This window comes from Tissierella pigra, from assembly GCF_018917845.1.
Classification (GTDB): domain Bacteria; phylum Bacillota; class Clostridia; order Tissierellales; family Tissierellaceae; genus Tissierella; species Tissierella pigra.
Window position 1 is genome coordinate 623374 of record NZ_JAHLPJ010000001.1, and the last position, 25954, is coordinate 649327.

Here is a 25954-nt window from a genome sequence, read left to right on the forward strand (position 1 = left end):
ATAGAAAATAAGAAAGCAATGGGATGAATAAGGAAAACTGCCATATGGCAGTTTTCCTTATTCATTATACACTTTAGTTTCATCTTTGTGAAAATATCTATATAGAACTTTCACGAAATTAGGTATAGTTTTAGATACATTTTTTAGCCTTACTTCACTTTCATATTCTTTTTCATTTTTTATAGTTTTAAGAGCATAGTCCAAAATGTTTTTTTCGCTTGATTCTATTCCTGTTTTATAAAAAAACAATTTAGATAATAGTGTTAATGCTTTAGGATTATCTATAAATGCAAAAGAAGCAAATAAGCAAAAACCTAGATTTTCTAAGGTAATTATATATGCGTATAAATAATCTAAATCTGATAATCCGGGTAAATTTATAGTTTTTGACTGAATATCTATATTAAAGTTTTTTTCTTCAACTATGGATGGCTTAGATACCATTTTCTTATATTTTTCTTTTTCTCTAAACAAACTATACATACCATCAGTTTTACTACCTAATACTCTGCCTACTAAAGTAAGATTCTTGACCTCCTCTAAAGCTTTATCCATTTCTTTTATACTACCTTCTATTTCCTGTAGATTAAAATAAAGAGCACAGCTAAAGATGAATTCAATACAATCTATACCTAATTCAAAACATCTATTTGTAAAATTTTTTACATATTGCTTATCATTTATACCAAAACATTCATTCAATGCTGCATATGCTTCACTTTCAGCAGGAGCAGAGTAATAGTCTTCACCTGTTTTAGTATGCCTATTTAAACAACCTACTACGCAAAGAGGAGAACAAGTTCTATTAATTTTAAACGCTGTATCTATATAATTATTTTTGATATTATTGTTGCTATTTAACTCGGACATATCTATATTTTTACCTTGGGATAACATTTTCATTAAAGTAATAGAACCAAGTCCAGGCAAAGCTTTACCACATATAGGATGATCTATAATGATTTTGGATAATTCCTTAGAACATCTTTTCATATTTTCTGCATCATATACTGGAGCGTTGAAATGTTTTTTGTTTTTAACAGTTATGGTCTTTAATCCCTTATATCCAAAAATATCGCCTATACTGTTTCTTGCGCAATAAAAGGAGGGACTTCCTTCTGGATATGTACTAAATAGAGTGGATATTGGTAATAGATTTTCACCTGAAGGACCTATACCAATAACCCCACATTCTTTTCCATATAAGTCTTGTATAATATCTATAGTTGAAGATACATTCATACCTTTAATATTATTTATATTAACTAACTCAATATGATTTTCCTCAATTAATAGTGTTAATGGTATTTCTTCAGTATTTCTTCCAGATATTACAATGGCATCTATATTAAGAGATGCTAATTTTTGTGAGATAGTACCTGCAATATTTGAAATCTGTATTCCTTCATCTTTTGAAGATTTTGTACCTACCAATAGCCTACCAGTACTGGGAGCTAAGGTTCCAGAGAATAGACCTGGGACTAATACTATTACGTTTTCGTCATCAAGTCTGTCAATGTTAGGAGAAACTTCCTCTTTTATAATCTTGGCAATTAAACCTCTGCCATAATCCTCGAAAGCGTTTTGTTTTTTAATTATTTGTTTTTTCGTTAAATCTATATAAAGTAATTTACTCAAATTAAATTTCCTCCTTAATCTTTTCTAATAGATTATACCATTAATTTTTTTCAAACCATCTATAGATTAGTAAAATCTATAGGAAGGATTACAGTATAGATAATCTTTTTAAGAATTGCTAATTAATTGACATTGAAAAAATTATATGGTATATCTTATTTAGATTAATACTTAGATTAATACTGCAATTACCAAGTATTAGAGCAAGATAATATGATGAAAATTAAAGGAGGATTTTAATGAAATTTTGGAAAAGAGGTATTTTATTTCTGTTGGTTTTTGTAATTTCTGTATCCATGGTTGGATGTAAACCAAAGGGTGAATCTAAAGTTGATGAAGAAATAACAGATGCGTCAACAGAAGAACTACAAAATAAAGAATTAGAGCAAGAATCTGAAGAAAGTGAAATTATTATTACAGACCATCTAGGGAGAACAGTAACACTTGATAAAAAGGCAGAAAAAATAGTAAGTGGATACTATATAACTACATCTATGATGATTGCTTTAGGATTAGAGGATAATGTAGCAGGAATAGAGGCAAAAGCTAAATCAAGACCTATCTATTCATTAGCAGCACCTGAGTTTTTAGAACTTCCAAACGTTGGTACAGCAAAAGAATTTAATTTAGAAGGCACAATAGCACTTGAACCAGATTTAGTTATATTACCTATTAGATTAAAGGATGCTGTAGAAAGTTTAGAGAAAATGGGAATAAAAGTTATAGCAGTAAATCCTGAAAATATGGATTTACTGAAAGAAACTCTTAAAATAGTAGGATTAGCTACAGGAACTACAGAGAGAGCTGATAGGCTAATATCTTATTATGATAATAAGTATATACAAATTGAGAAGTTAGCTGGGGCAGAAAAGAAGAAGGTTTATCTAGGAGGTAATAGTGATTTTCTGTCTACAGCAGCAAAGAATATGTACCAAAACCATATGATAGAAGCAGCAGGAGGTATCAACGTTGCTTCTGACATTGATGATACTTATTGGGCTACTATTTCCTATGAGCAATTAATAGCTTATAATCCAGATATTATAGTTATAGTACCAGAAGCAGATTATACAAAAGATGATATAATAAATGATGCTAAATTGGCTGGAATCAATGCAGTGAAAAATAATAGAATATATGTAATGCCAGATACATTTGAAGCTTGGGACTCTCCAGTACCTTCTAGTATATTAGGTACAATGTGGTTAACATTTGTTATAAATGAAGACACTCAAAACTTCGATGATTTTAAAGAAGAAGTGGCTAACTTCTATGAAACATTTTATGATTTTACAGTAGATAGAGAGAAGATTACTAAATAATGAAGATATATTCTTCAGAGGTAAGGAAGACTAATAACAAATATTTCCTTCAATATCTTATGGCAATTATATTATTATGTACTGCATTTGGATTTTCCATAGGAGTAGGAAAGTATCCAATTCCTATTAAAGATATAATAAAAATTATTCTTGGTAAGGAAGTTGATTCAACTGTAAAAATGGTATTTTTCAACCTTCGTTTTCCAAGGACTATTATGGTTATTATGGCAGGAATAGGGCTTAGTATATCGGGAAGTGTATACCAAACTATTTTCAAAAACCCTCTTGCAACACCAGATATTATAGGAGTATCCTCTGGAGCAACTCTTGGGGCTGCCATTGCAATAGTATTTTTATCTGGCGGAACATTTACCATAGCCTTTAGTGCTTTTGCAGGAGGTATAGTAGCAGTTTTTGTAGCTCTTGGACTTACTAGGATGTCAGAAAATAAGGGGATTGCTACTCTTGTATTAGCAGGTATTGTTATTGGTTCAATAACTAACGGACTAATAATGATATTAAAGTTTTTTGCAGACCCTGAAAGGCAGCTTGCAGCAATAGAGTTTTGGTCCATGGGTAGTTTTGCAGGAATTACATCTGATAAAATGTTAGGGATATTACCTTTCTTTTTATTGGGCATTACTATGCTTATACTACTTAGATGGCAGATAAATATTTTATCATTAAGTGATGATGAGGGGAAAAGTCTTGGTCTGAAGATTGAAAGAGTACGCTTACTTATTATTATAGCTGCAACTTTAGTTGTAGCCAGTATTGTAAGTATTACTGGACTTATATCATTTATAAGTTTAATAGCACCACATATAGCAAGGATTATAAGGAAGAGAAATGACTTTAGTACTGCTATTTTTAGTGGATTAATTGGTTCATTAATCCTAATTGTAGCTGATTGCCTAGCAAGAAGTATAGGAAGTAGCGAGATTCCCATTAGCATACTGACTACTTTTATTGGGGCACCTTATTTAGCATATTTAATGAGTCGCCATAGGTAGGAGGAGTATAATGGAGGTATTAAAAATTGAAAATATAGTTGCTAGTTATGGGAGAGAGTTAATAGTTGATGATATTAGTTTTCATATGAAAAAAGGTGAATTCACTGCTCTTTTAGGTTTAAATGGAACTGGAAAAACAACTTTATTAAAAGTGATTTGCGGATTGCTTAAACCGAAAAGTGGAAAATGTTTCATAGATAATAAAGATATGATGAAATATAAGGAAAAAGAAAGGGCAAAGTATATTTCTTTTATGCCCCAACAACATAGTATAATATATGACACAACGGTGTTAGAGGTTGTACTAATGGGAATTACTCCTTATCTTGGCACTTTTAGTCATCCAACTAATGAACATAGAAAAATTGCTTATGATATACTAGAAAAAATGGATATGGAAGAATGTGCTAATAAAAATTTTCTCCATTTAAGTGAAGGGCAAAAGCAATTAATTATTGTAGCTAGGTCTTTAATGCAGAATTCACAATTTATGCTATTTGATGAGCCAAATAGTGCTCTTGACTTCAATAACAGCCATATGATTTTGTCAAAGATAAGGGAAGTAATAAAAAAAGAAAGAAAATCTGGGCTAATAACTTTGCATGACCCCAATATGGCACTGACCTACTGTGATAGGATTATAGTATTAAAAGATAAAAAGAAGTTTGCTGATTTTTATATAAAGGATGCAGATAGTGGATTTATTCAAGAAGTATTTAATAAAATATATGAAGATATAGAGATAATTCATTATAATGGAAAATATATGATAGTAAAATAAAACCAGCGGGATTTCCTACTGGTTTTATTTTTTATATAATTGTATATATTAAAATTATTTGGGTAAGAAATAATAACTAGAAACTATAAAAATATATTGGAGGAAACATGAAAAATATCATATCTCAAGAATGGTTAAAAGATAATATAATGAAAGAAGATTTAATCATATTAGATACTAGAGCTGAATTAAATAATCCTAACTACGGTCTTAATGAATACAAGAAAGGGCATATTAAAGGTGCACAATTTGTGCCTATGGAAGAAATCACCACTGGTGAATTAAGAGAACATGGAGGCAGACACCCATTGCCTAATATGAATGAGTTCATAGAAAACATGAAAAGTTTTGGTATAAAAGATGATTCTACTATAATTATTTATGATGATGGAGATTTGGCCATGGCAGGTAGATTATGGTGGATTCTCAAATACTCTGGAAAACATCAGGTTTATATCCTAGAAGGTGGTATAAAATCTTGGGTAGAAAATGGTATGGAAGTGACTACAGAAATTCCTAAAGTCAAGAAGTCAGATATTCTAACCTTAAACCTAGAGCCATCAATTGAAGTGGATATAGACTATGTAAAAAAAGCCATTGGAAATAAAGATGTGGCTATAATCGATTCCAGAGCTTATGAAAGATATATTGGGGAAGTAGAACCTTTAGATAAAATACCAGGACATATTCCAAATGCCTTAAATTATCCATGGATGAATTTAGTGGAAGATGGATTAAAGTCAAAGGAAGAGCTAGAAGAATATTTTAAAACATTAAAAGGTTATAAGGAAGTAATAGTCCATTGTGGTTCAGGTATTACAGGAACAGTAAATCTAATGTTTATGGAAGAAGTAGGATTGAAGCCTAAATTTTATGTAGGTGGATATAGTGATTGGGTAAGCTATGAAGATAACGAGGTAATAAAAGGAGATAAATAAAACCAGCGGGATTTCCCGCTGGTTTTAAAATGCCCAATTACCATTTTTAAATAATTCTACTTTATTTCCATTTTTTTCATAAGCTGTAATACTTAGTTCAGGACCTCCAACCATAAAATCCACATGGATTAAACTAAAGTTTGAACCCTTAGCTTCCAATTCTTCTTGAGTCATATTTGAACCATTTCTCATGGCATAAGCATAAGCACGACCTAGTGCGAAGTGACAGGAAGCATTTTCATCAAATAGAGTTTCATTAAATAAAATTCCAGTATTGGAAATAGGTGAGTCATCTGGGACTAATGCAACTTCTCCTAAGTATCGAGCACCTTCATCATTTTCCAAAAGCTTTTCAAGAACATCTTTACCTTTTTCTGCATAAAAGTCTACTACTTTTCCATCTTTAAATGTAAATCCAAAATTATCTACAAGCTTTCCATTTAAACTAAGGGGTTTAGTAGATTTAAGAGTTCCATTTACCTTTAGGCGATGGGGAGTAGTAAATACTTCTTCTGTAGGAATATTTGCAACATAGGAATGTCCACTTTGACTTTCCTTTGCACCGCCCATCCAAAAATGGTCTTCAGCTAAATATACCTCTAAATCTGTACCTGGACCTTTAAATACTAATTTATCAAATTGTTTTTCGTTTAAAAAGTTTCTATATTTTTTAAGATTCTTATCATGAATTTCCCATGCTTTTACTGGGTCATCTTGATCAACTCTAGTGGCTGCAAATATTTTCTCCCATAGTTTATCTATTGCTTCTTTTTCATCTAGGTCTGGAAATACAGATTTAGCCCAATCTGGTGATGGCATTGCCACTATATTCCACTTTGTAACTCCTGTCATTCTATATTTCATTACATGGGCCATAGCCTTAGAAGCAGATTTTTGACTTATGGCAATTTTTTCACCATCTACATCCTTTAATAGTTCAGGGTCAGATGCTAAAATAAAAATATGGTGATAATTGTCCTTATACATAGCTTCTAAAGAATTTACTTTCCATTGTGGAAAATTTTCAAATACAAAATCCTTTCCATTTTCAAATCTTATTAAACTCATTTCATCATCATTTAACATAAATTCAACATGTTTTGCACCAATTTCATAAGCTTTTTTCATCATAAGACGAGCTAGGGGTAAAGTTTCTACATTGCCGCTTATTATCAAACCTTCTTTTTCCTTTAAATTAATACCAATTTTTACAGCCAGTTCAGCATATTTTTCTAAGTTATCCATATTTACCTCCTAAAAAAAGTATTACCTATATTTTACCATAAAATGAATATAAGACAGTAAAAACTTATTGATTAGAAAAGATAATCACTGTCAAATCTTTTATTTCTAAATTCCTTAGGGGAAACTCCTGTATATTTTTTAAATTGAGCAGAAAAATAGCTTTGACTGTTAAAACCTATTGATATAGCTATATCTAAAATAGATTTATCAGAATTGCATAAAAGATATTTACTTTTCTCAATACGAGCATAAGCTAAATATTCAGTAAAACTCATATTTAATTCCTTTTTAAATTGAGTGCAAAAATAACATTTACTTAACCCTATATGGTCTGCTGTCATAGATAGAGTCAAATCTTCCCCTAAATTATCCTGGATATAATCAACTGCTTTTCGTATGTAAATATTATCTATAGGGTTTGAAATCTTAATTAATTGCCTGATATATCCATGGATTAGTTGTTTACCAGTATTTAAAATATCCTCTTTAGTTGTGGATTTTTCAATTAAATTTAAGAAGGCATGATATTTAGCTTTTGCACTATAGGCAGAAACCCCTTTTCTAATTACATTATGGCAAATTAAAAGGGAGATAGAAATTATATAACTTTTAATATATTCAAGACTATTATCGTCTATAACATTATAAATAAATTTTCTAGAAAAAAACTCGTCATATAATTTCAATGCTTTTTGTAAATTTCCATTTGAAACTTCCTTTATTAAGTCAATTTCAAACTCATAAATATTATAAAAATCATCTCTATTGGGTTTAGGATAAAACAAATTATTACTAATCAAATTATATGCACTCCTTAAATGAAAATCATTATCAATTAAAAATATAATACCATATTTGTATTGAAAATAAAACAAAACAAAATATATTTAAAAAAATCGAAATATATTAGAGAAATTTAGGAAAATATGAAGTAATATAATCAATATAAATGATAATGATTATCAATGAGGAGGTAAGATTAATGAAAACAAGTATAGTATATTCTTCTTTGACAGGTAATACGAAGAAGGTTGCGGATGAAATTCTGAAAATAATGCCAGAAGGTACAGAGATATATGATTTAAAAGATTTAAATCATTCCTTAGATGATGAGCTTTTGATACTAGGCTATTGGGTAGATAAGGCTAATCCCAATAAAGAAATGTATCAGTTTATGGAAAGTTTAAAGGGAAAGAAAATTATAACCTTTGGTACTTTAGGAGCATATCCAGATTCTTCTCATGCTAAGGAAGTAAAAGAAAATACTGTTAAAATCCTAGAGAAAAATAATGAAGTTTTAGGAACTTTTCTATGCCAAGGAAAGATAAATCCTAAGATAACAGAAATGTTTATGAAAAATGGTGGAGAAAACAATGTACATACAATGACTCCAGAACGTTTAAAAAGACATGAGGATGCGGCTAAACATCCAAATGAAGAAGATTTTAGTAATGCTAGAAGTTTTGTGAAAGATATAATCAATAGTTTATAATAGGAGAAATTAAAATGAAGAAAATTGCTATTTACGGTAAAGGTGGTATAGGAAAATCAACTACTGTATCAAATCTATCTGCCGCCTTATCTAATTTAGGATATAAGGTTATGCAGGTAGGATGTGATCCAAAGGCAGATTCCACTAAAACCCTTATGGGAGGAAATTTTATACCAACAGTATTAAACGTTTTAAGGGATAAAGGTGATGATATTGATTTGGAAGACATAGTATTTGAAGGATATAATAGAGTTTTATGTGTAGAAGCAGGAGGACCTACTCCTGGAATAGGATGTGCAGGTAGAGGGATTATTACTGCATTTGAAAAATTGGAAGAATTAGAGGCTTTTGAGACCTATAGGCCTGATATTGTTATATATGATGTATTAGGTGATGTAGTTTGTGGTGGTTTTGCTATGCCTATTAGAAATCAATATGCTAAAGAAGTATATATTGTGACTTCAGGGGAGATGATGTCCATGTATGCCGCATCTAATATTTCTCGAGCTGTGATGCAGTTTAAGTCAAGAGGATATGCAGAACTAAGGGGACTTATATTAAATGCAAAAAATGTAGAGAATGAGATAGAATTAGTTAATAAATTAAGTGAAGAAATAGAAACTAATGTATTTCACTATATTCCAAGGGATCCAATTGTTCAAGAGGCAGAAAATATTGGACAAACTGTAATAGAAAGTTTTATAGATTCTGATATGTCAACGATATATATTGATTTGGCAAAAAAAATAATGGAGGTAGAATAAATGAAAAAAAATAACTTATTTATGATTTTAATGTTATGCCTTGTATTAAGTCTTGCAGCTTGTACTGATAAAAATAATGCAGTAGATTCAAATATAGAAGATGTTGAGTTAGAAGGAGATGCAGAAAAGGGACAAGATATAGTTGAAGAAATAGAACCTAAGAATATAATAGCTGGTACACTTATGTCAGCAGAATTATTGGATTTATTTGATATAAACCCAGTAGGAGTATTGACTACCGAAAAGAGTTTACCAGAAAGGTATAACGATATAACAAAAATAGGTTCTCCTATGAAACCAGATTTAGAAATAGTAGCTTCTTTAGAACCAGAGCTATATATAACAGATGCTAATTTAAAAGAAAGTCTTGAGGAGATTTTTAAAAGTACAGATTTTGAAATGATGTTTTTAAATAATAATTCCTATGAAGATATTTTTACAAATATTGAAAGTCTTGGAGAATATTTAAATAAAACAGATAAAAGTAATGAAATTATTCTTGAAATGAGAAATAAAGAAAAAGAAATAATAGATTCTATTTCAGGAAAAGAGTCACCAAACGTACTTATTATATTTGGAACTCCAGAAAGTTTTATGATTGCAACATCAAATTCTTATACTGGAAATTTAGTGGAGAAGCTAGGTGGAGTAAATGTGGCAAGTGATTTAGCCAAAGGAAGCCCAACTCCATATTTACCCTTTAGTTTAGAAACTATAGCAGACCTTAATCCAGATGTTATTTTAAGATTGACTCATGTAAGTCCAGAATTAAGTAAAAAAGCTTTTGATGAAGAATTTTCAAAAAGATTTTGGACCAATATAGATGCTGTTAAAAATGAAAGAGTATATGATTTAGATCCAAATTACTTTGGAGTAACAGCTAATTTAAGAGTGATGAAGGCCTTAGAAGCGTTAGCAGAAATCTTATATAATTAGGTGGAGTATCTATGCTTAAATCATTGGGTAGAAATAAATATGCTTATATAGCTTTATCAGTATTTGTTTTAATGTTTATTATTTTACTATCAATAAGAATGGGTAGCGTGGAATTTAGTTACTCTAAAATATTTAGTATTTTATTTAGTTCAGAAATGAATTCAAGTAAAAATGTCCTTTTAAATATAAGATTACCTAGAATAGTTATTGCTGCCATAGTAGGAGCAAATCTATCTGTATCAGGTGCATTACTTCAAGCAGTAATGCAAAACCCACTGGCTGACCCTGGTTTAACTGGGGTTTCAGCTGGTTCAAGTTTGGCAGCAATAATAATTATGTTGCTATTTCCACAGTATAGTTATTTAGTTCCAATGGCAGCATTTTTAGGTGGTACTGTGGCTTGTGCTTTAGTATATTCCTTAGCATGGAAAAATGGAATCAAACCTGTGAGAATTATACTGGCAGGAGTAGCTGTTAATGCCATATTAGGCGGAGGGACTTCTCTATTATCTATTTTATATAGTGATAGGATTCAAGGTGTATTACTTTGGGTTAATGGAAGTATTAGCGGAAAAACTTGGTCTGATGTAAAAGTATTATCTATATACAGTGCTATAGGTATAACGATGGCAATGTTCTGTATAAGGAAAGCTAATATTCTTCAGCTTGGAGATGAAATGTCATCAAACCTTGGTGTAGATACTAATAAATATAGAGTTCTTATTTCCCTTGTTGCAGTATTTTTAGCGGCTGTTTCAACAGCTTTAGTAGGGGTAGTGGGATTTGTAGGACTTATTGTGCCTCATATAGCCAGATTACTAATAGGATCTGATTATAAATATTCATTACCATTTAGTGTAATACTGGGAAGTGGACTTTTACTTCTTGGAGATACTTTTGCTAGAACTGTGGCTAGTCCAATAGAACTTCCAGTAGGTGTTATTATGGCAGTAGTGGGAGGTCCATTTTTTCTATACTTATTAAGGAGGGGAAATGCGTAATGATAGAAGCTAAAAACTTGAAAATATCATATGAAGAAAGAGTAGTAGTTAAAGATTTTTCCTTCAATATAGAGGAAGGAGAAATGGTATCTATTATAGGACCTAATGGCTCGGGAAAATCAACTATATTAAAAACTATATCAAAACTTCTTAAACAACAAGAAGGATTAATTTATCTAGAAAAAGAAGATATTAGCAATATGAATATTAAAAATATAGCAAAGAAGATGTCAACTTTATCTCAACACAACAAAAGTCCAGAAGACATAGAGGTAAAGGATTTAATATATTATGGAAGATTACCTCACAAAAAATGGTATGAAAGAAAAACTAAGGAAGATGAAGAAATTATAAATTGGGCAATTAGTCATACTTCCTTAAATGGATATGAAGAAAAAAAGGTATCAGAATTATCTGGAGGAGAAAGGCAGCGAGTCTGGATAGCCATGGCATTGGCACAAAAACCAAAGATTCTATTACTAGATGAACCAACTACATATCTTGACATATGTCATCAATTAGAAGTCATGGAGCTTATAAAATCTCTCAACAAAGAGCTAGGTCTTACTGTAATAATGGTTTTGCATGATTTGGGACAAGCGGCTAAATATAGCCATAGAGTAGTGGTTATTAAAGATGGGAATTTAGTGGCAAAGGGTAGTCCTTATGACATATTAACAGAGGAGTTAATTAAAGAAGTATATAAAGTAGAGGTATGTATTAGAAAGGATATATTAAAGGGAGAAATTATAATACATCCTCTGGGTGTTTGTAAATCTTGCGAAAAGAGGTGTCAATATGAAGCAATTTAATTTGGAAAAACTATCAAAATTAAGTGAAATAAATAAAAATGAAGATATAAAAGCTTTATCCCATGCCATATTTCCAGGTACTCACTGTCCATTATTTGGAGTTGCTATGATAGCATCATTTATTGAGGATTTAGTAGTAATAGTAGCTGGGACTCAAGAGTGTACATACTATGCTAAAGATTTTGCATATCAGAGACAATATGGTAAGGATAATTTTTATTCAGTAGTTACTAATAAGCACGATATTACATTTGGATGTGAAGAAAAAATAAAAGATGTAATATTTGAAATAGACAAGACTATTAAACCAAAAGCAATAATGATAGTATCGACCTGTGTTTTAGAGTTAATTGGTGAAGATTTTGTTTCCTTAGGAAGTTCTATTCAACATAAGGTAAATGCTAAAATATTAGTAGTACCTACAGAACATTTTAAGTGTAATAGTCATATTCCTGGTATGGAAAGGTCACTGGAACAGCTTGTTACCCTTATGGAAAAATGTCCCATAGATGAAAAGAGTATAAATATTTTAGGACATAGGCAGCATGGAGTAGAAAATACAGAACTTATGAAAATCCTAGTAGAAGAAGGTATTCATATTAATTCTGTTATTCCATCAAAAACAACTATAGATGAATTAAGATTTGCTCCAAAAGCCAGATTAAATATAGTCACTGACTTTGTGGCACTGCCCATGGCAAAGAAGATGGAAGAAAAATTTGGAATACCTTATGTCTATTTTGATAAGCATCTATCTTTAGAAAGAATAAGAAATAGTTATAGAAAATTAGAAGAATTTCTAGGAATAGAGATATTATCTAAGCTTAGTTCTAAGGAAGAAGAACTAATGGACCTTATGGAGGAAGCTAAAAAGGTATTGAAAGGTAAAACCTTTATATATGGAAATACTCCTATGATGGCATTTGAAGTTACTAGTTTCTTATGTGATTTAGGACTTGAACCTATATTGGTACAAGTTAGAGATTTATATGAAAATGATTCAATATATATGGAAGAAATCAAATCTCATGGATATGACCCATATATAAGTAGAATTGCCAATATAGCACCTATGCAGTATATATATGAAGAATGTAAGCCTAGTTTTTACTTTGGACATGAAAATCCTATGAATTTAGCTAAGAGAAATATTATACAGGTTACATTAGACGAAGTCACAAAGAAACTAGGATACGAAATACCTATAGACAGTATAAAGAAAATATTATTATCTTTCCAACAACATGAAGAAATTAAAGAAAAGATGATGAAAATAGCTGCTAAAGGAGGTATGAGACATGGAGTTTTATAAATTTTTTCCTACACCTTCTGATAGAATGGGAACCATATGGACATTAAGTACCATAAAAGATGCTTATATCATTGAATTTGGTCCAGCGGGAACAACCCATTTTGCCATAGAAGGGCTTATGCAGTTAAATGGTGAACATAAAGCTAATGTATATACTACTCATATTAATGAAACAGATATTTCCTTTGGGAAACAAGATAGATTAGAAAATGCTATATTGGAAATAGATGGGCAATATAATCCTAAATATATATTTGTTATGGCATCTTCCATATCAGCCATTATAGGAACAGATATTGAAAGCATTTGTTTTGAAATGCAGTCTAAAGTTAGTGCAAAGTTGATTCCCATAACTACTGGTGGATATAATGGAGATCATACATTGGGTATAGAAAGATCTTTAAATATGCTTTGTAAAGAAGTGGTAAAACCATCTGAAAACAAACAATCTAAAACTTATAATATTATAGGAAACAATGTAGATGTTTTTAATTTCTTATCAGAGATGGAAGAAATTAAAAACATGATGAAAAATGGATTTGATTTTGATCCAAATACTATTTTTACAGCATATACGTCTATAGATGAAATAGAAAAGACTACTATGGGTGAAATTAATCTTGTACTTAGGGGAGAAGGATTAAAAGCAGCAAAAACTCTACAAAAAGAGCATAATATGGATTACTATTATGGCAGGCCATATGGTTTAGAAGGAACAACTCTTTGGTTAAGAAATTTACAGGAAGCACTAGGGATTAATGTTAATGAAGATTATATAAGTAAAAAAACATCAGAAATAAGAAAACATTTAATGAGTTATAGATTTATGATTAGAGAAGTAAGAAATAAATCTGCAATATTAGTAGGAGATTATGATGTAGTTATAGGTTTAGCCAATTTATTGGAGGAATTAGGACTTTCAATAAAGAAAATAATAGTTAAACATAAATTATGTAAGGAAGTTAGAAAGTATATACCTGAAAAATGGGAAGAAATAATTGAGTTTAATTTAAGTGAAAGAGAATTAGAAGAATATTTAAAATCAGCACCTTCATATTTACTTTTGGCTGATGGAGGTACGTTAAAATTGGAAAATCAATCTAGACTCCATCTTCAAATAGCAAATCCCAATTTCTCAAAGTATAGTATTTATCCTTATACCCCCTTCGTAGGATATAACGGCACTTTATATATGGTACAATGTCTATTTGAGTTGGAAAAAAGCAAATCTAAATATTAGCAAGTTTTTAAGGTTAAGGAAAAAGGTTCCCTAAGGGGAATCTTTTTCCTTTTAAAACATTTATATATAAAATATAGTGGAAATCAAAATTAAAGATTTAGCTTAAATATAAGTTTTGAAGATTGGGAAAATAATTCCTTGTTTTATCATACAATTAAAAAAATACAATATATACAGAATATACTGTAAATATGGAAACGTGGTAATCTACATACCTTCCTCAAAGATTCATTAGCCTTTTAACATTTGGCATAATAGTTCCAATATACATTGACGAAATATAAAATAAGGGGGCATGTGTTAAATGTTAGATACAAGGAGTTTGAAATTAGTGGCAGATAGGCTTCATTTAGTAGATACTTTATTAGATGAGAATGTTTATGCAGATAAAGTATTGACAGGTGGTAAAGTTGTAAATGTGATTACTAAAGAAATTTATGAAGCAGAAATAGCCATTACAGGTGAGTATATATTAATGGTTGGAGACTGCTCAAAGCTTAAAGGACCTAAAACTGAAATAGTAGATGTTACAGGAAAATATATAATGCCAGGATTTATAGATGCACATATGCACTTTGAATCAGCAATGCTTACGGCAACTGAATTCTCAAGGCTATCTTTACCTACAGGTACAACTTGTTTAATATCAGACCCACACGAAATAGGAAATGTATTAGGAAAAGTGGGAATGAAGGCAATGGCTGAAGAAGTAGCCACTCTTCCACAGCATGTTTATTTAAGAGTTCCTGCTTTAACTCCAGATTCACCAGGACTTGAAACGGCAGGAAAGAATATAACATCAAAAGATATACCAGAAATGCTTTCTTGGGAAACCGTTACAGGAATAGGAGAAACCCAAGGGGTAACTACTATAAAATTTGTATACGAACATAACTATGAAGTTATAAAAGATACTATAGCTTCTACAGTATATGCCAGATCTATTGGAAAACAAGTTGATGGAAATATTGCAGGATTATTTGGGGAAGAACTAGCGGCTCATATAATCTGTGGAGGAACTGATATATCCTGTCATGAGACAACAACTAAAGAAGAAGCAGTTGAAAAACTAAGATATGGCGTATATGTTCTTATGAGAGAAGGATCTACTCAATATAATATGGCTCAATCTGTACGGGCTATAACTGAGGAAAAGTTAGATTCTAGAAGAGCAATCATTGCTACTGATGATATGTTAGCAGAAGATATTATAAACAAAGGACATATGAATGACATCATAAGAAGAACTATAAAAGAAGGGGTAGATCCAGTTGAAGCTATACAAATGGCTACTATAAATCCAGCTACTTGGTTAGGACTTAGCCAAATAGGAGTATTAGCACCGGGTAAATATGCTGATATAGCAGTTATAGATGGAAAGCTTGAGGATATGAATGTATCACAAGTATTTCTAAAGGGAGAAAAAATAGCTGAAAACAAGGAACTTCTAATTGATCTTCCTGTTTATACTTATCCAGATACAGTTAAGCAATCGGTAAAGAGAGAACCAATAACGGCTGAAAATTTAATGATAGCTTCTAATGATAATAAGGTGCTGGCAAATTGTATAGGACTTATTCCTCTAAACAATTTATCTGAAAAGCTACAGGTAGAATTACCAGTTGAAAATGGATATGTAAAATCAAATGTGGAGGACTTACTTCCAGTTGCAGTAGTTGGCAGACATGGGCAAAAGGATATAGGTAAATCATTTGTAAAAGGATTTGACCTTAAAGAAGGAGCTTTTGCCGAGACAGTATCTCATGATACCCATAATCTAATAGTTATAGGAACTAATTATGAAGATATGGCAGTAGCTGTAAATAGAGTTATAGAATTACAAGGCGGAGTTGTTATAGCTAAAGGTGGAGAAGTGGTAGATGAATTGCCACTTAGAATATCTGGACTTATGACAGATGAGTTAACAGCTTATGAACTTACAGATAAAATGACAGCACTCCATGAAAAGGCAAAAGAAGTTCTAAAATGTTCTATACCTGCACCTTTTATGCACTTAGCATTTTTATCTTTATCTACAAGTCCAAAGTGGAAGATAACTGATAAAGGAGTAGTAGATGTTGAAAACTATAGAGTAATACCATCTATTGAGCCTATAAAATAAGTAGAAATCAAAAAATAATTAGTAGATAATAATATTTATGGCTGGAGATATGTCTCCAGCCATATGTAAGAATTCAAGTGATTTTTATTAACTAAATACCACAAAATAAGAAAGAGGGTATAATATGATAGATGAAAAGCAAAAAATCACTAATAAGACTACAGCTTCTTTTCTTGGACTTATGATAATTTCAATAGTAGGTCTTATTTTATACTTATTATTGTCTAATATTATGATTGTAACAAAATGGCTTCCTTATGAGTCCATAGTAGAGGGCATAATGGAAAACAATATAATATCTAAATTTATTTGGATGATAAAAGATTTTTCTGAAGGACAGTTTTATGGAGGACTATTTGCAAGTATGAGTCTTATTATAGGTGCTATAATACCATGGAGATTAGATGTAAAAAAATCTAAATATGCTGGTATAAATATATCCTATGGCTTAAATATATGGCCATGGATATTTGCATCGCAGATTTTGACCATGTTAATAGCAGTATTTGTATTGGGATATTTGAGTCTTTTAGATAATGACACTTTTTCATGGATTCCTACATTTCTATTATTAGTGGGAGCGCCACAGGCAGTGTTGTGTGTATATGGACCTAGTGTTAAATCACTATTTACAGGTTCAATTTTAGGGGGATTGCTTACAGTTCCCATGGCAAATTGGATTAATAACTATATAATAGTACCTATTGGAATGCCAGGAACTATAGCAAATTACTTTGCCTTAGCAGGGGCTATAACTATAACTTTGCAAGTCTGTAGTTTGCTTCCATGGATGGAGAAAAGGCCATTTAATACCATTGATTATGGACCATCGCCTAATGAAGAAGAAATGTATAAAACTTTGAAAAATCCTCTATGGATTATTAGGAGAACTTTGGCAGATTTTACTGACCCACTTTTCTATGGAAATGAAATAGCTTCTTTTTTTCTAATAGTTGGAGCTATAATAGATTGGTTTCTAAACTCTAAACATGGATTTCTCGGTTCACAAGTTTTTCCAGCAATATTATTGTCTCAATTATTAAGCGGAGGAATAGGGGTATATTTGTATGGCAGAAAACATTTAGAAAATGGTTGGTATCCTACTTATGTACCAGTAGTAAGTATAGCTCCATTTTGTGTTTTAACTTTTGGAACTACTTTGCCTGTAATACTATTTTCTTCAATCTTTGGTGCAATAATAGGTGCGCCCTTTGCTGAATTATTAAACAGAAATCTTCCAGAACATCTTCATGGAGTTATACCAAATGTACTAGCCATGGGTATTACTACTATGTTTACGATAAGTGTTATGAATTATTTACCTTGGTTTTAAGGGTACCCTTTAAGGATACCCTTTTATTTTATTATTGGTAATATAATTTTTAGATTATATGGATTAATTGATTTTCAATAGGGTATTACTAGAATTAGAATATGATATAAAACTAGGAGGATTTATATGGCAAACTTTGAAACTGAAAGTTATTCTAAAATAATTGAATACATTTTAAAGAATCATCACACTCCATTGAAGAAGGAGTTACCTGAGTTGGAGAAATTAGTATATACAATATTTAAAGTTCATTTTGAAGATATGGGTGATGTTTTAGAGAAGGTTCATAAACTATATGGACAGCTAAAGATTACTTTAGAATCCCATATAATAAAGGAAGAAAGAGCATTATTCTTTAACATAAGGGACTATGATAAAGATAAATCAAAGGATTTATTAGAGGAAATACTTAAAGAAATCAAAAGTGTTGAAATGGATAATAAAGAAATAGAAGAACTGGTAAAGGAAATTAGAAAAGCAACAGATGATTATTTAATTCCACCTACCAGTTGTCCTACTTATGAAAATACTTATGATAGATTAAAAGATTTAGAGAAAAGCTTATATGAACATATAGAAATAGAAAATATATTATTTCTTAGATTAAAAGATGAAAAATAGTAGACAAAAATAAACATCTCAAACTGCTTATTAATGCAGTTTGAGATGTTTTATATATACTTAAATAAATTCTACTCTGTTCTTAAAGCCTCTACAGGATCTTTCTTAGCTGCCATTCTTGCAGGAAGCATACCTCCAAGTAATGTAAGAGCTACACTTATTCCTAATAAACTAAGTCCATGCAGTGGATGTAATTGTGCTACATTAGTTAAACCTGTCATGTTTTCAATTACTACATTTACTGGGAATGTAAGAAGATATGCAATGCCTATACCTAAAATACCAGAGAAGGTTCCTATGATAAAGGTTTCAGCATTAAATACACGGGTTATATCTTTCTTTCTTGCTCCAAGGGCACGCAATATGCCTATTTCCTTTGTACGTTCTAAAACAGATATATAGGTTATTATTCCAATCATAATTAAAGAAACTATAAGAGAAATTCCTGCAAAAGCAATAAGTACTATGGTAATGCCATCCATAATGCCACCAGTCATTTCTGTCATAGTGTTTGCAAGGTCAGAATAAATAATTGCATCTTCTTTAGATTTATCTCTATTATATGAATCCAGTTTATCTAAGACAGCATCTTTAGACTCAAAATCAGAAGGATATAGATAAATCATTTGAGGAATGGAATCTCCCCCTATATAAGCTAGAAATGTAGTTTTAGCTGTTTCATCTAATTTTTCCATAGTTATAACATTATGGTCTGCATCACGTTGTGCTTTTACAATTTCAGAATCTTTAGCTAAGTCTATTATGCGTTGAACAAGTTTGTCACTATATGCTATTCCGTTTCCAACAATACCAAAAGTCATATCTTCCTTTAATCGTACAATTCCAGATAGTTTTAAAGGAATATTATCCTTTGAGTTATACACTTCTTTGTAATCGGAACTAGGAAGAAAGGTATTCATTTCAGTCTTAGTATAAAAGTTATCATTGGAAATTAATTTGAATTCTGTTCCTACTAAGTCTTCAAAATCTATACTTTCTATATTGTCAGTGTCAAAGCCTAGATTTTTAAGTACTGAATAATCTATACGATTTTGATTGTCAATAACCAACACTAAGTCTGTTTCATCTTTTGGATATTCACCAGCAAGAAGATCATAATTTTTTTCTAAATAAGATATTCCTGAACTATCCAAAGGTTCAGGATATGATGATAAGCCACCTGTACCTAATGCCATAGGTTGACCATTTCCATTATTCATATTTAAGCCAATAGCCAAGGATACTGGCAATACTTCTCCATCTTTTTCACGAAGTATATTCATGCCTGTCATTCTAGTATATCCAATACTACTTAGGATTTCAGGATCCATATCATTAATATATCTAATATAGTCTTCTGTAATAATATTTTTGTGTGTTATGGTATTCTCAGTAGAGTCATAAAGATAAACTTTACTTGAATTTCTAATCTTAGTATTATTTTCTACATTGTTAGTATGCTCTCCATACATCTTCTCAAGACTTTCTTTATCTGTATCCATAGTATTTTGAGAAATTATAATAGGAAACTCCGAAAGTGCATCTCTTTGAAATTGGTCAATTTGAATTTTGAATCCAGTAGAAAGACTGAGTATCAATGCTATACCAATAAGACCTATACTGGAAGCAAAAGCAGTTAGAGCTGTTCTCCATTTTTTTGTTGCAATATTTTTTCCAGATAGCTTTAGTGCTGTAGTAAAACTCATGCTTGTTTTCTTTATTGAATATCCAGTTTCCTCTTTAATATCTTCATAAGGGTTGGAGTCATCTATAACTTGCCCATCTTTGAATTTCACAATACGATCTGCATATTGCTCTGCAAGTTCTGGATTGTGAGTAACCATAATGACTAGCTTATCATCAGCAATTTCTTTAATAAGCTCCATGATTTGTTTGCTGGTAGAGGTATCAAGAGCACCTGTAGGTTCATCTGCTAGAATGATGTCTGGATCATTGGCAAGGGCACGAGCTATGGCAACTCTTTGCATTTGTCCTCCAGAGAGCTGGTTTGGTTTCTTGTGCATATGATCCTTTAGACCAACTTTGTCCAATACCTCCATTGCCTTTTTGTACTTTTCTACAGAGGAAACACCACTTAAAGTCATTCCCATTTCCACATTATCAATAATACTTAAATGTCCAATTAAGTTATAGCTTTGAAAGATAAACCCTACACTATTATTACGATAAGCATCCCAGTCAGAATCCTCAAATTTCTTGGTGGATTTGCTGTTAATAATCAAATCCCCACTATCATACTGATCAAGACCGCCGATTATATTGAGACAGGTAGTTTTTCCCGAGCCACTTTGACCTAAAATAGCCACAAATTCATTTTGTCTAAAGTTTAAGCTTACATTATCTAAGGCGATTTGTGTAAAATCACCGGTAGTGTAGCTTTTTTTAATATTTTTTAATTGTAACACCATATCCTCTCCTTCGTTATTTTACTGCTATAAGGGAAGTATAATACATTATTATTAACTCAATATAAACTATAGATAACTAATATCATAATAAAAGATACTAAGAGAGTGCATTTGTAGAATATGGAATAGCTCCCAATGAATGAAGCTATAAAAGCCGTTAAGAAATTTATTTGTTTGAGGGAAGCGAGTTATAAATTTTAGGATTTTGTAGCTGAATGAATTGTAGGAGTTATCCATATTCGAAACAGCACGAACGTGTATTTTTTCATTATGGTTTATGTTAGTTATCTATAAAATAATTTTTAATTTTATATTTGTTTAAATTCAGTTAATAAAAAAGAGATATTATAAAAAATAGGATAATGAGTTAAAATTTAAATGTAAGTTTAACTATGATATAATAAATTCAAATTTTACTGGGAGGCTTGAATATGTTTAACATAATGGTTGTTGAAGATAATGATAATACTAGAAAACTAATGGAAGCTGTACTTTTAGAAAATGGATATATACCAGTTTTGGCAAAAGATGGCTTGGAGGCTTTGGAAATTTTAGATAGGCAACATATAGATTTAATAGTATTAGATATTATGATGCCCAATATGGATGGATATGAATTGACAAAAGTACTGCGGGAATCAGGATACAACCTTCCGATTTTAATGGTAACAGCAAAGGAGGAATCTTCAGATAAGAAGAAGGGATTTATCATAGGAACCGATGATTATATGGTAAAACCTGTAGATGAAGAGGAGATGATTTTACGCATAGCAGCACTTCTAAGACGTTCCAAAATTGCCAGTGAGCATAGACTGGTAATTGGAAAAACTGAACTATATTATGATGAACTTACAGTGAGACAAAAAGGGAAAATTGAAGAACTGCCTCAGAAAGAATTTATGTTACTTTTTAAATTGTTATCCTATCAAAATAAAATTTTTACTAGAAGGCAATTAATGGATGAAATATGGGGGCTAGAAAGTGATTCTGATGAACGTACAGTAGATGTACATATTAATAGACTTAGAGAGCGTTTTAAGAATAATAAGGATTTTGAAATCATTACAATACGTGGGTTAGGTTATAAGGCGGTGAAAGGTAAATGAATAGGTTCCGAAGCTTAAATTTTAGTCTTGTGGTTCTTGTATTTGTAATTATGATATTTTCTAGTATATTATCGGGACTTATCTTGTTTATATTAATTAGATGTGATTTTCTTTCCTATATAAGGGTAACTCCAAGACTATTTCTAATGATTGGACTTATTGTAAGTACAATTATTGGAACGATTCTTACTTTTCCCATAGGGAAGCACTTTTTAAGACCTTTAAATCAATTGATTGAAGCAACACAAGAAGTAGCTAAGGGGAATTTTAATGTTAAGGTAAAGGAACTCAAGAAAAATTATGAAATAGATAAACTTATTAGAAGCTTTAACATTATGACAAATGAATTAAGCAGTATAGAAATGTTTCGTAAAGACTTTATTAATAACTTTTCTCATGAGTTCAGAACACCAATAGTGTCCATAAGAGGATTTGCAAGACAACTTAAAAATTCCACTTTAACAGATGAAATGCGTAAGGAATATATTGATATAATAATTAGAGAGTCTGAAAGACTTACAAATATGTCCTCAAACATTTTGCTTTTAACAAAACTTGAAAATCAAGAAATAGTTACAGACAAAAAGTTGTTTTCATTGGACGAGCAGATTAGAAACTGCATACTCTTATTACAGATGGAGTGGGAGAGGAAAGATATTAGTTTTAATATTGAGTTAGACTCAGTTGAGTATTATGGAAATGAAGAAATGTTATCTCATGTTTGGTTAAATTTATTAGGAAATGCAATTAAGTTCAGCCACAATGGGGGAGAAATTAAAGTAAAATGTTGTAATGAGGGTAACTATATTAAAATCAAAATATCTGATAATGGTATAGGAATGAATGATGATACTAGACATCAAGTATTTGAAAAGTTTTATCAAGGGGACTCCTCACGTTCTTCAGAAGGTAATGGTTTAGGGCTTTCTCTTGTGAAACGTACTGTGGATTTATGTGAAGGGAAAATAAATGTAAAGAGCCGCTTGGGAAAAGGAACAGATATTGCTATTAGATTACCAAATTGAATAAAAATGAAAAGTTAAAGAGTATACAATTAAATTTAAATAGACAAAAGAGGTGTGTTTAAGATGGAAATAAAAGCAGCAGTAAATATGAATCAATTAAAGATGATGGAAAAGGAACTAAAGAGATTTTTAATGTCCTATAAGTTTGGACTTGAAGAAGTAAAGACAAAAATCAATATTTTGAATCAGGAATTTCAATACATTCATGACTATAATCCTATTGAGCATGTGAAATCTAGAATTAAAACTCCTGAAAGTATTATAGAAAAATTAAATAGAAAAGATTTAGAGATTTCTTTTCCTTCAATAAAAGAGAACATTAAAGATATAGCTGGGATTCGGATTGTTTGTTCATTTGTATCGGATATATATAAAATAAGTGAAATGCTAAAGCAACAGAAGGATTTGAAGGTCATAAAGTATAGAGATTATATAAAAAATCCTAAGCCCAATGGGTATCAAAGTCTTCACTTGATTTTACAGGTACCGGTATTTATGTCAGATAGGATTGAAGATGTTTATGTAGAAGTCCAGATTAGAACAATGGGGATGGATTTTTGGGCAAGTCTAGAGCATAAAATTTATTATAAATATAATAGTGACATTCCTCAAAGATTAAAGGACGAATTAAAGGAAGCTGCAATTACAGTGTCCCAATTAGATAGAAGAATGGAAAACCTTAGCAAAGAGGTTACAAAGATAAAGGATTCCAATAGTTCAGAGGAAAATTTAATAAATATTTTTGTGAAGGATAGTAACTTATACCTTCCTAATAGTTTTTTAAATTTAGAGAGAGAATTGGAAGCATAAATTTATAAATATAAAAGAAAAATATGCAAATTCTTGACATAGAAAAATAAATATGGTACATTTTTCTTATTAGCACTCTAATGATATGAGTGCTAATTTATTTAAAATAAGAATTGAGAAAGGGAAGATACTATGGAAAAGAGAGAATTTAGGGCAGAATCTAAGCGTTTATTAGATCTTATGGTAAACTCAATTTATACTCATAAGGAAATATTTTTAAGAGAATTAATTTCTAACTCATCTGATGCCATAGATAAAATTTATTACAAGGCATTAACAGATGAAAATATATCTTTCAACAAGGACGACTATTATATCAAAATAGTTGCAGATAAGGACAATAGAACCTTAACCATATCAGATACGGGAATAGGAATGTCTAAAGAAGAGTTAGAAGAACATCTTGGAGTAATAGCCAATAGTGGAAGCTTTGCATTTAAAAACGAAAACCAAATAAAAGATGGGTATGATATAATAGGTCAATTTGGTGTTGGATTCTATTCTGCATTTATGGTAGCAGATAAGGTAACAGTCATAAGTAAAACCTTTGGATCAGAAGAAGCATATAAATGGGAGTCAGAAGGAGCAGAAGGTTATATCATAGAAAATACGAAAAAGGACATAGTAGGAACAGATATAATTCTAAGTATAAAGGAAAACACAGAAGATGAAAAATATGATGAGTTTTTAGAAGAATATAGACTTAGGGGAATCATAAAAAAATATTCTGATTTCATTAGGTATCCTATTAAATTAGATATAACAAAGAGCAGACTTAAAGAAGGCTCAGAAGATGAATATGAAGAATATCAAGAAGAACAAGTAATTAATAGTATGGTTCCTATTTGGAGAAAAAATAAAAATGAGTTAAAAGAAGAAGACTATGAAAACTTTTATATGGAAAAACATTTTGGTTTTGATAAACCAATGAAATCCATTCATTTAAGTGTAGATGGAACTTTAAGATATAATGCTATATTATTTATACCACAGGAAGCACCTTATGATTTTTATACTAAGGAATATGAAAAAGGGCTGGAGTTATATTCCAATGGAGTCCTTATAATGGAAAAATGTGCTGATCTTTTACCAGATTATTTTAGTTTTGTAAAGGGAGTAGTCGATTCAGAAGATTTATCTCTTAATATATCTAGGGAAATATTACAACATGATAGGCAGCTAAAACTAATTGCTAAGAAGATTGAGGATAAAATAAAAGATGAATTAGCTTTAATATTAAAAAATAATAGAGAAGAATATGAAAAATTCTTTGAAAGCTTTGGTAAACAGTTGAAATTTGGTGTATATAGTGATTTTGGTATGAATAAAGAAGTTTTACAAGACCTGCTTTTATTCTATTCATCTAAGGAAAAGAAAATGGTTACATTAGATGAGTATATAAGTAGAATGGCAGAAGAACAAAAATATATTTATTATGCAGTTGGAGAATCAGTTGATAGAATAGATAAATTGCCACAGTCTGAAGTGGTAAAGGATAAAGGCTATGAAATTCTATACTTTACAGATGATATAGATGAATTTGCAATTAAGGTACTTATGAAGTATAAGGAAAAGGAATTCAAATCAGTATCATCAGGAGATTTAGGAATAGAAACTGATGATAATGATAAAGATAATGAAAAGGAAATGGAAGAAAATAAAGATTTATTTGGATTTATGAAAGATACTCTATTGAATAAGATAAAAGAAATCAAACCATCTAAGAGATTGAAAAATCATCCAGTTTGTTTATCCAGTGAAGGAGAACTTTCAATAGAGATGGAGAAGGTTTTAAATATGATGCCAGATAATCCAAATGTAAAGGCAGATAAGATACTGGAGATTAATGTAAATCACCCTGTATTTGAGACATTAAAATCTGCTTATGAAAATGATAAAGACAAATTAAAATTATATACTAATTTATTATATAATCAAGCTTTACTAATAGAAGGATTGCCTATTGAAGACCCTGTAGAATTTACAAATAATATATGTAAGCTTATGTAATATA

General features: G+C 30.5%; 22 protein-coding genes. 18 read left to right on the forward strand and 4 right to left on the reverse strand.

Translation table 11 applies throughout. From position 1 onward, the window contains the following. Positions 1 to 57: 57 nt before the first annotated feature. Positions 58 to 1638, reverse strand: a complete 1581-nt coding sequence (locus KQI41_RS02975; protein ID WP_216584846.1) for an aldehyde ferredoxin oxidoreductase N-terminal domain-containing protein — start codon at positions 1636 to 1638, stop codon at positions 58 to 60. A gap of 239 nt (positions 1639 to 1877) precedes the next feature. Between KQI41_RS02975 and KQI41_RS02980 the strand changes: the two genes are divergently transcribed. From KQI41_RS02980 to KQI41_RS02995, 4 genes are all read left to right on the forward strand, one after another. Continuing rightward, positions 1878 to 2960: an ABC transporter substrate-binding protein gene (locus tag KQI41_RS02980; protein ID WP_216584847.1), complete on the forward strand. Its 1083-nt coding sequence runs from the start codon at positions 1878 to 1880 to the stop codon at positions 2958 to 2960. Next, on the forward strand, positions 2960 to 3973 hold the full coding sequence (locus tag KQI41_RS02985) for a FecCD family ABC transporter permease (RefSeq protein ID WP_216584848.1): 1014 nt from the start codon (positions 2960 to 2962) through the stop codon (positions 3971 to 3973). The genes KQI41_RS02980 and KQI41_RS02985 overlap by 1 nt, the downstream gene beginning before the upstream one ends. A gap of 10 nt (positions 3974 to 3983) precedes the next feature. Next, complete coding sequence (locus KQI41_RS02990; protein WP_216584849.1) at positions 3984 to 4754, forward strand: ABC transporter ATP-binding protein; 771 nt, start codon at positions 3984 to 3986, stop codon at positions 4752 to 4754. Between the two features lie 107 nt (positions 4755 to 4861). Further along, a complete protein-coding gene (locus tag KQI41_RS02995) occupies positions 4862 to 5692 on the forward strand; it encodes a sulfurtransferase (RefSeq protein WP_216584850.1) in 831 nt (276 codons plus the stop codon). 24 nt (positions 5693 to 5716) lie between these two features. On the opposite strand, the gene KQI41_RS03000 is transcribed toward KQI41_RS02995, so the two are convergent. Together KQI41_RS03000 and KQI41_RS03005 are read right to left on the reverse strand one after the other, a co-directional pair. After that, positions 5717 to 6937: an aminopeptidase gene (locus tag KQI41_RS03000; protein WP_216584851.1), complete on the reverse strand. Its 1221-nt coding sequence runs from the start codon at positions 6935 to 6937 to the stop codon at positions 5717 to 5719. Positions 6938 to 7008: 71 nt separating this feature from the next. Beyond that, on the reverse strand, positions 7009 to 7737 hold the full coding sequence (locus KQI41_RS03005) for a helix-turn-helix domain-containing protein (RefSeq protein ID WP_216584852.1): 729 nt from the start codon (positions 7735 to 7737) through the stop codon (positions 7009 to 7011). A 182-nt stretch (positions 7738 to 7919) separates the two neighbouring features. Between KQI41_RS03005 and KQI41_RS03010 the strand changes: the two genes are divergently transcribed. The 10 genes from KQI41_RS03010 to KQI41_RS03055 all read left to right on the forward strand — a co-directional run bounded on the left by KQI41_RS03010 (position 7920) and on the right by KQI41_RS03055 (position 18570). Further along, a complete protein-coding gene (locus KQI41_RS03010) occupies positions 7920 to 8429 on the forward strand; it encodes a flavodoxin family protein (protein WP_216584853.1) in 510 nt (169 codons plus the stop codon). Between the two features lie 14 nt (positions 8430 to 8443). Further along, positions 8444 to 9193 carry a nucleotide-binding protein gene (locus KQI41_RS03015; RefSeq protein ID WP_216584854.1) on the forward strand — a complete coding sequence of 250 codons (750 nt, stop codon included), beginning with the start codon at positions 8444 to 8446 and terminating at the stop codon, positions 9191 to 9193. Then, on the forward strand, positions 9194 to 10129 hold the full coding sequence (locus KQI41_RS03020; protein ID WP_216584855.1) for an ABC transporter substrate-binding protein: 936 nt from the start codon (positions 9194 to 9196) through the stop codon (positions 10127 to 10129). Between the two features lie 11 nt (positions 10130 to 10140). Beyond that, positions 10141 to 11130, forward strand: coding sequence for a FecCD family ABC transporter permease (locus tag KQI41_RS03025; RefSeq protein WP_216584856.1), 990 nt, complete (start codon positions 10141 to 10143; stop codon positions 11128 to 11130). After that, positions 11130 to 11942 carry an ABC transporter ATP-binding protein gene (locus tag KQI41_RS03030; protein ID WP_216584857.1) on the forward strand — a complete coding sequence of 271 codons (813 nt, stop codon included), beginning with the start codon at positions 11130 to 11132 and terminating at the stop codon, positions 11940 to 11942. The genes KQI41_RS03025 and KQI41_RS03030 overlap by 1 nt, the downstream gene beginning before the upstream one ends. Continuing rightward, positions 11929 to 13254 carry a nitrogenase component 1 gene (locus KQI41_RS03035; RefSeq protein WP_216584858.1) on the forward strand — a complete coding sequence of 442 codons (1326 nt, stop codon included), beginning with the start codon at positions 11929 to 11931 and terminating at the stop codon, positions 13252 to 13254. The genes KQI41_RS03030 and KQI41_RS03035 overlap by 14 nt, the downstream gene beginning before the upstream one ends. Continuing rightward, the gene (locus KQI41_RS03040; protein ID WP_216584859.1) at positions 13241 to 14494 is read left to right on the forward strand and encodes a nitrogenase component 1; all 1254 of its coding nucleotides are present in this window, start codon (positions 13241 to 13243) and stop codon (positions 14492 to 14494) included. The genes KQI41_RS03035 and KQI41_RS03040 overlap by 14 nt, the downstream gene beginning before the upstream one ends. Positions 14495 to 14798: 304 nt before the next feature. Next, positions 14799 to 16616, forward strand: coding sequence for an adenine deaminase (locus KQI41_RS03045; RefSeq protein WP_154438924.1), 1818 nt, complete (start codon positions 14799 to 14801; stop codon positions 16614 to 16616). A 124-nt stretch (positions 16617 to 16740) separates the two neighbouring features. After that, positions 16741 to 17949: a hypothetical protein gene (locus tag KQI41_RS03050; protein WP_154438925.1), complete on the forward strand. Its 1209-nt coding sequence runs from the start codon at positions 16741 to 16743 to the stop codon at positions 17947 to 17949. A gap of 126 nt (positions 17950 to 18075) precedes the next feature. Further along, positions 18076 to 18570, forward strand: a complete 495-nt coding sequence (locus KQI41_RS03055) for a hemerythrin domain-containing protein (protein WP_154438926.1) — start codon at positions 18076 to 18078, stop codon at positions 18568 to 18570. A 71-nt stretch (positions 18571 to 18641) separates the two neighbouring features. Here KQI41_RS03055 and KQI41_RS03060 read toward each other — a convergent pair whose 3' ends face one another. After that, positions 18642 to 20996 carry an ABC transporter ATP-binding protein/permease gene (locus KQI41_RS03060; RefSeq protein ID WP_216584860.1) on the reverse strand — a complete coding sequence of 785 codons (2355 nt, stop codon included), beginning with the start codon at positions 20994 to 20996 and terminating at the stop codon, positions 18642 to 18644. Positions 20997 to 21430: 434 nt separating this feature from the next. Here KQI41_RS03060 and KQI41_RS03065 point away from each other — a divergent pair, with 434 nt between their 5' ends. The 4 genes from KQI41_RS03065 to htpG all read left to right on the forward strand — a co-directional run bounded on the left by KQI41_RS03065 (position 21431) and on the right by htpG (position 25950). Then, complete coding sequence (locus KQI41_RS03065) at positions 21431 to 22105, forward strand: response regulator transcription factor (RefSeq protein WP_154438928.1); 675 nt, start codon at positions 21431 to 21433, stop codon at positions 22103 to 22105. Beyond that, positions 22102 to 23130, forward strand: a complete 1029-nt coding sequence (locus KQI41_RS03070) for a HAMP domain-containing sensor histidine kinase (protein WP_154438929.1) — start codon at positions 22102 to 22104, stop codon at positions 23128 to 23130. The genes KQI41_RS03065 and KQI41_RS03070 overlap by 4 nt, the downstream gene beginning before the upstream one ends. Positions 23131 to 23193: 63 nt before the next feature. Next, positions 23194 to 23940, forward strand: a complete 747-nt coding sequence (locus KQI41_RS03075) for a GTP pyrophosphokinase (protein WP_154438930.1) — start codon at positions 23194 to 23196, stop codon at positions 23938 to 23940. 132 nt (positions 23941 to 24072) lie between these two features. Further along, a complete protein-coding gene (gene htpG / locus KQI41_RS03080) occupies positions 24073 to 25950 on the forward strand; it encodes a molecular chaperone HtpG (protein WP_154438931.1) in 1878 nt (625 codons plus the stop codon). Positions 25951 to 25954: the final 4 nt, after the last annotated feature.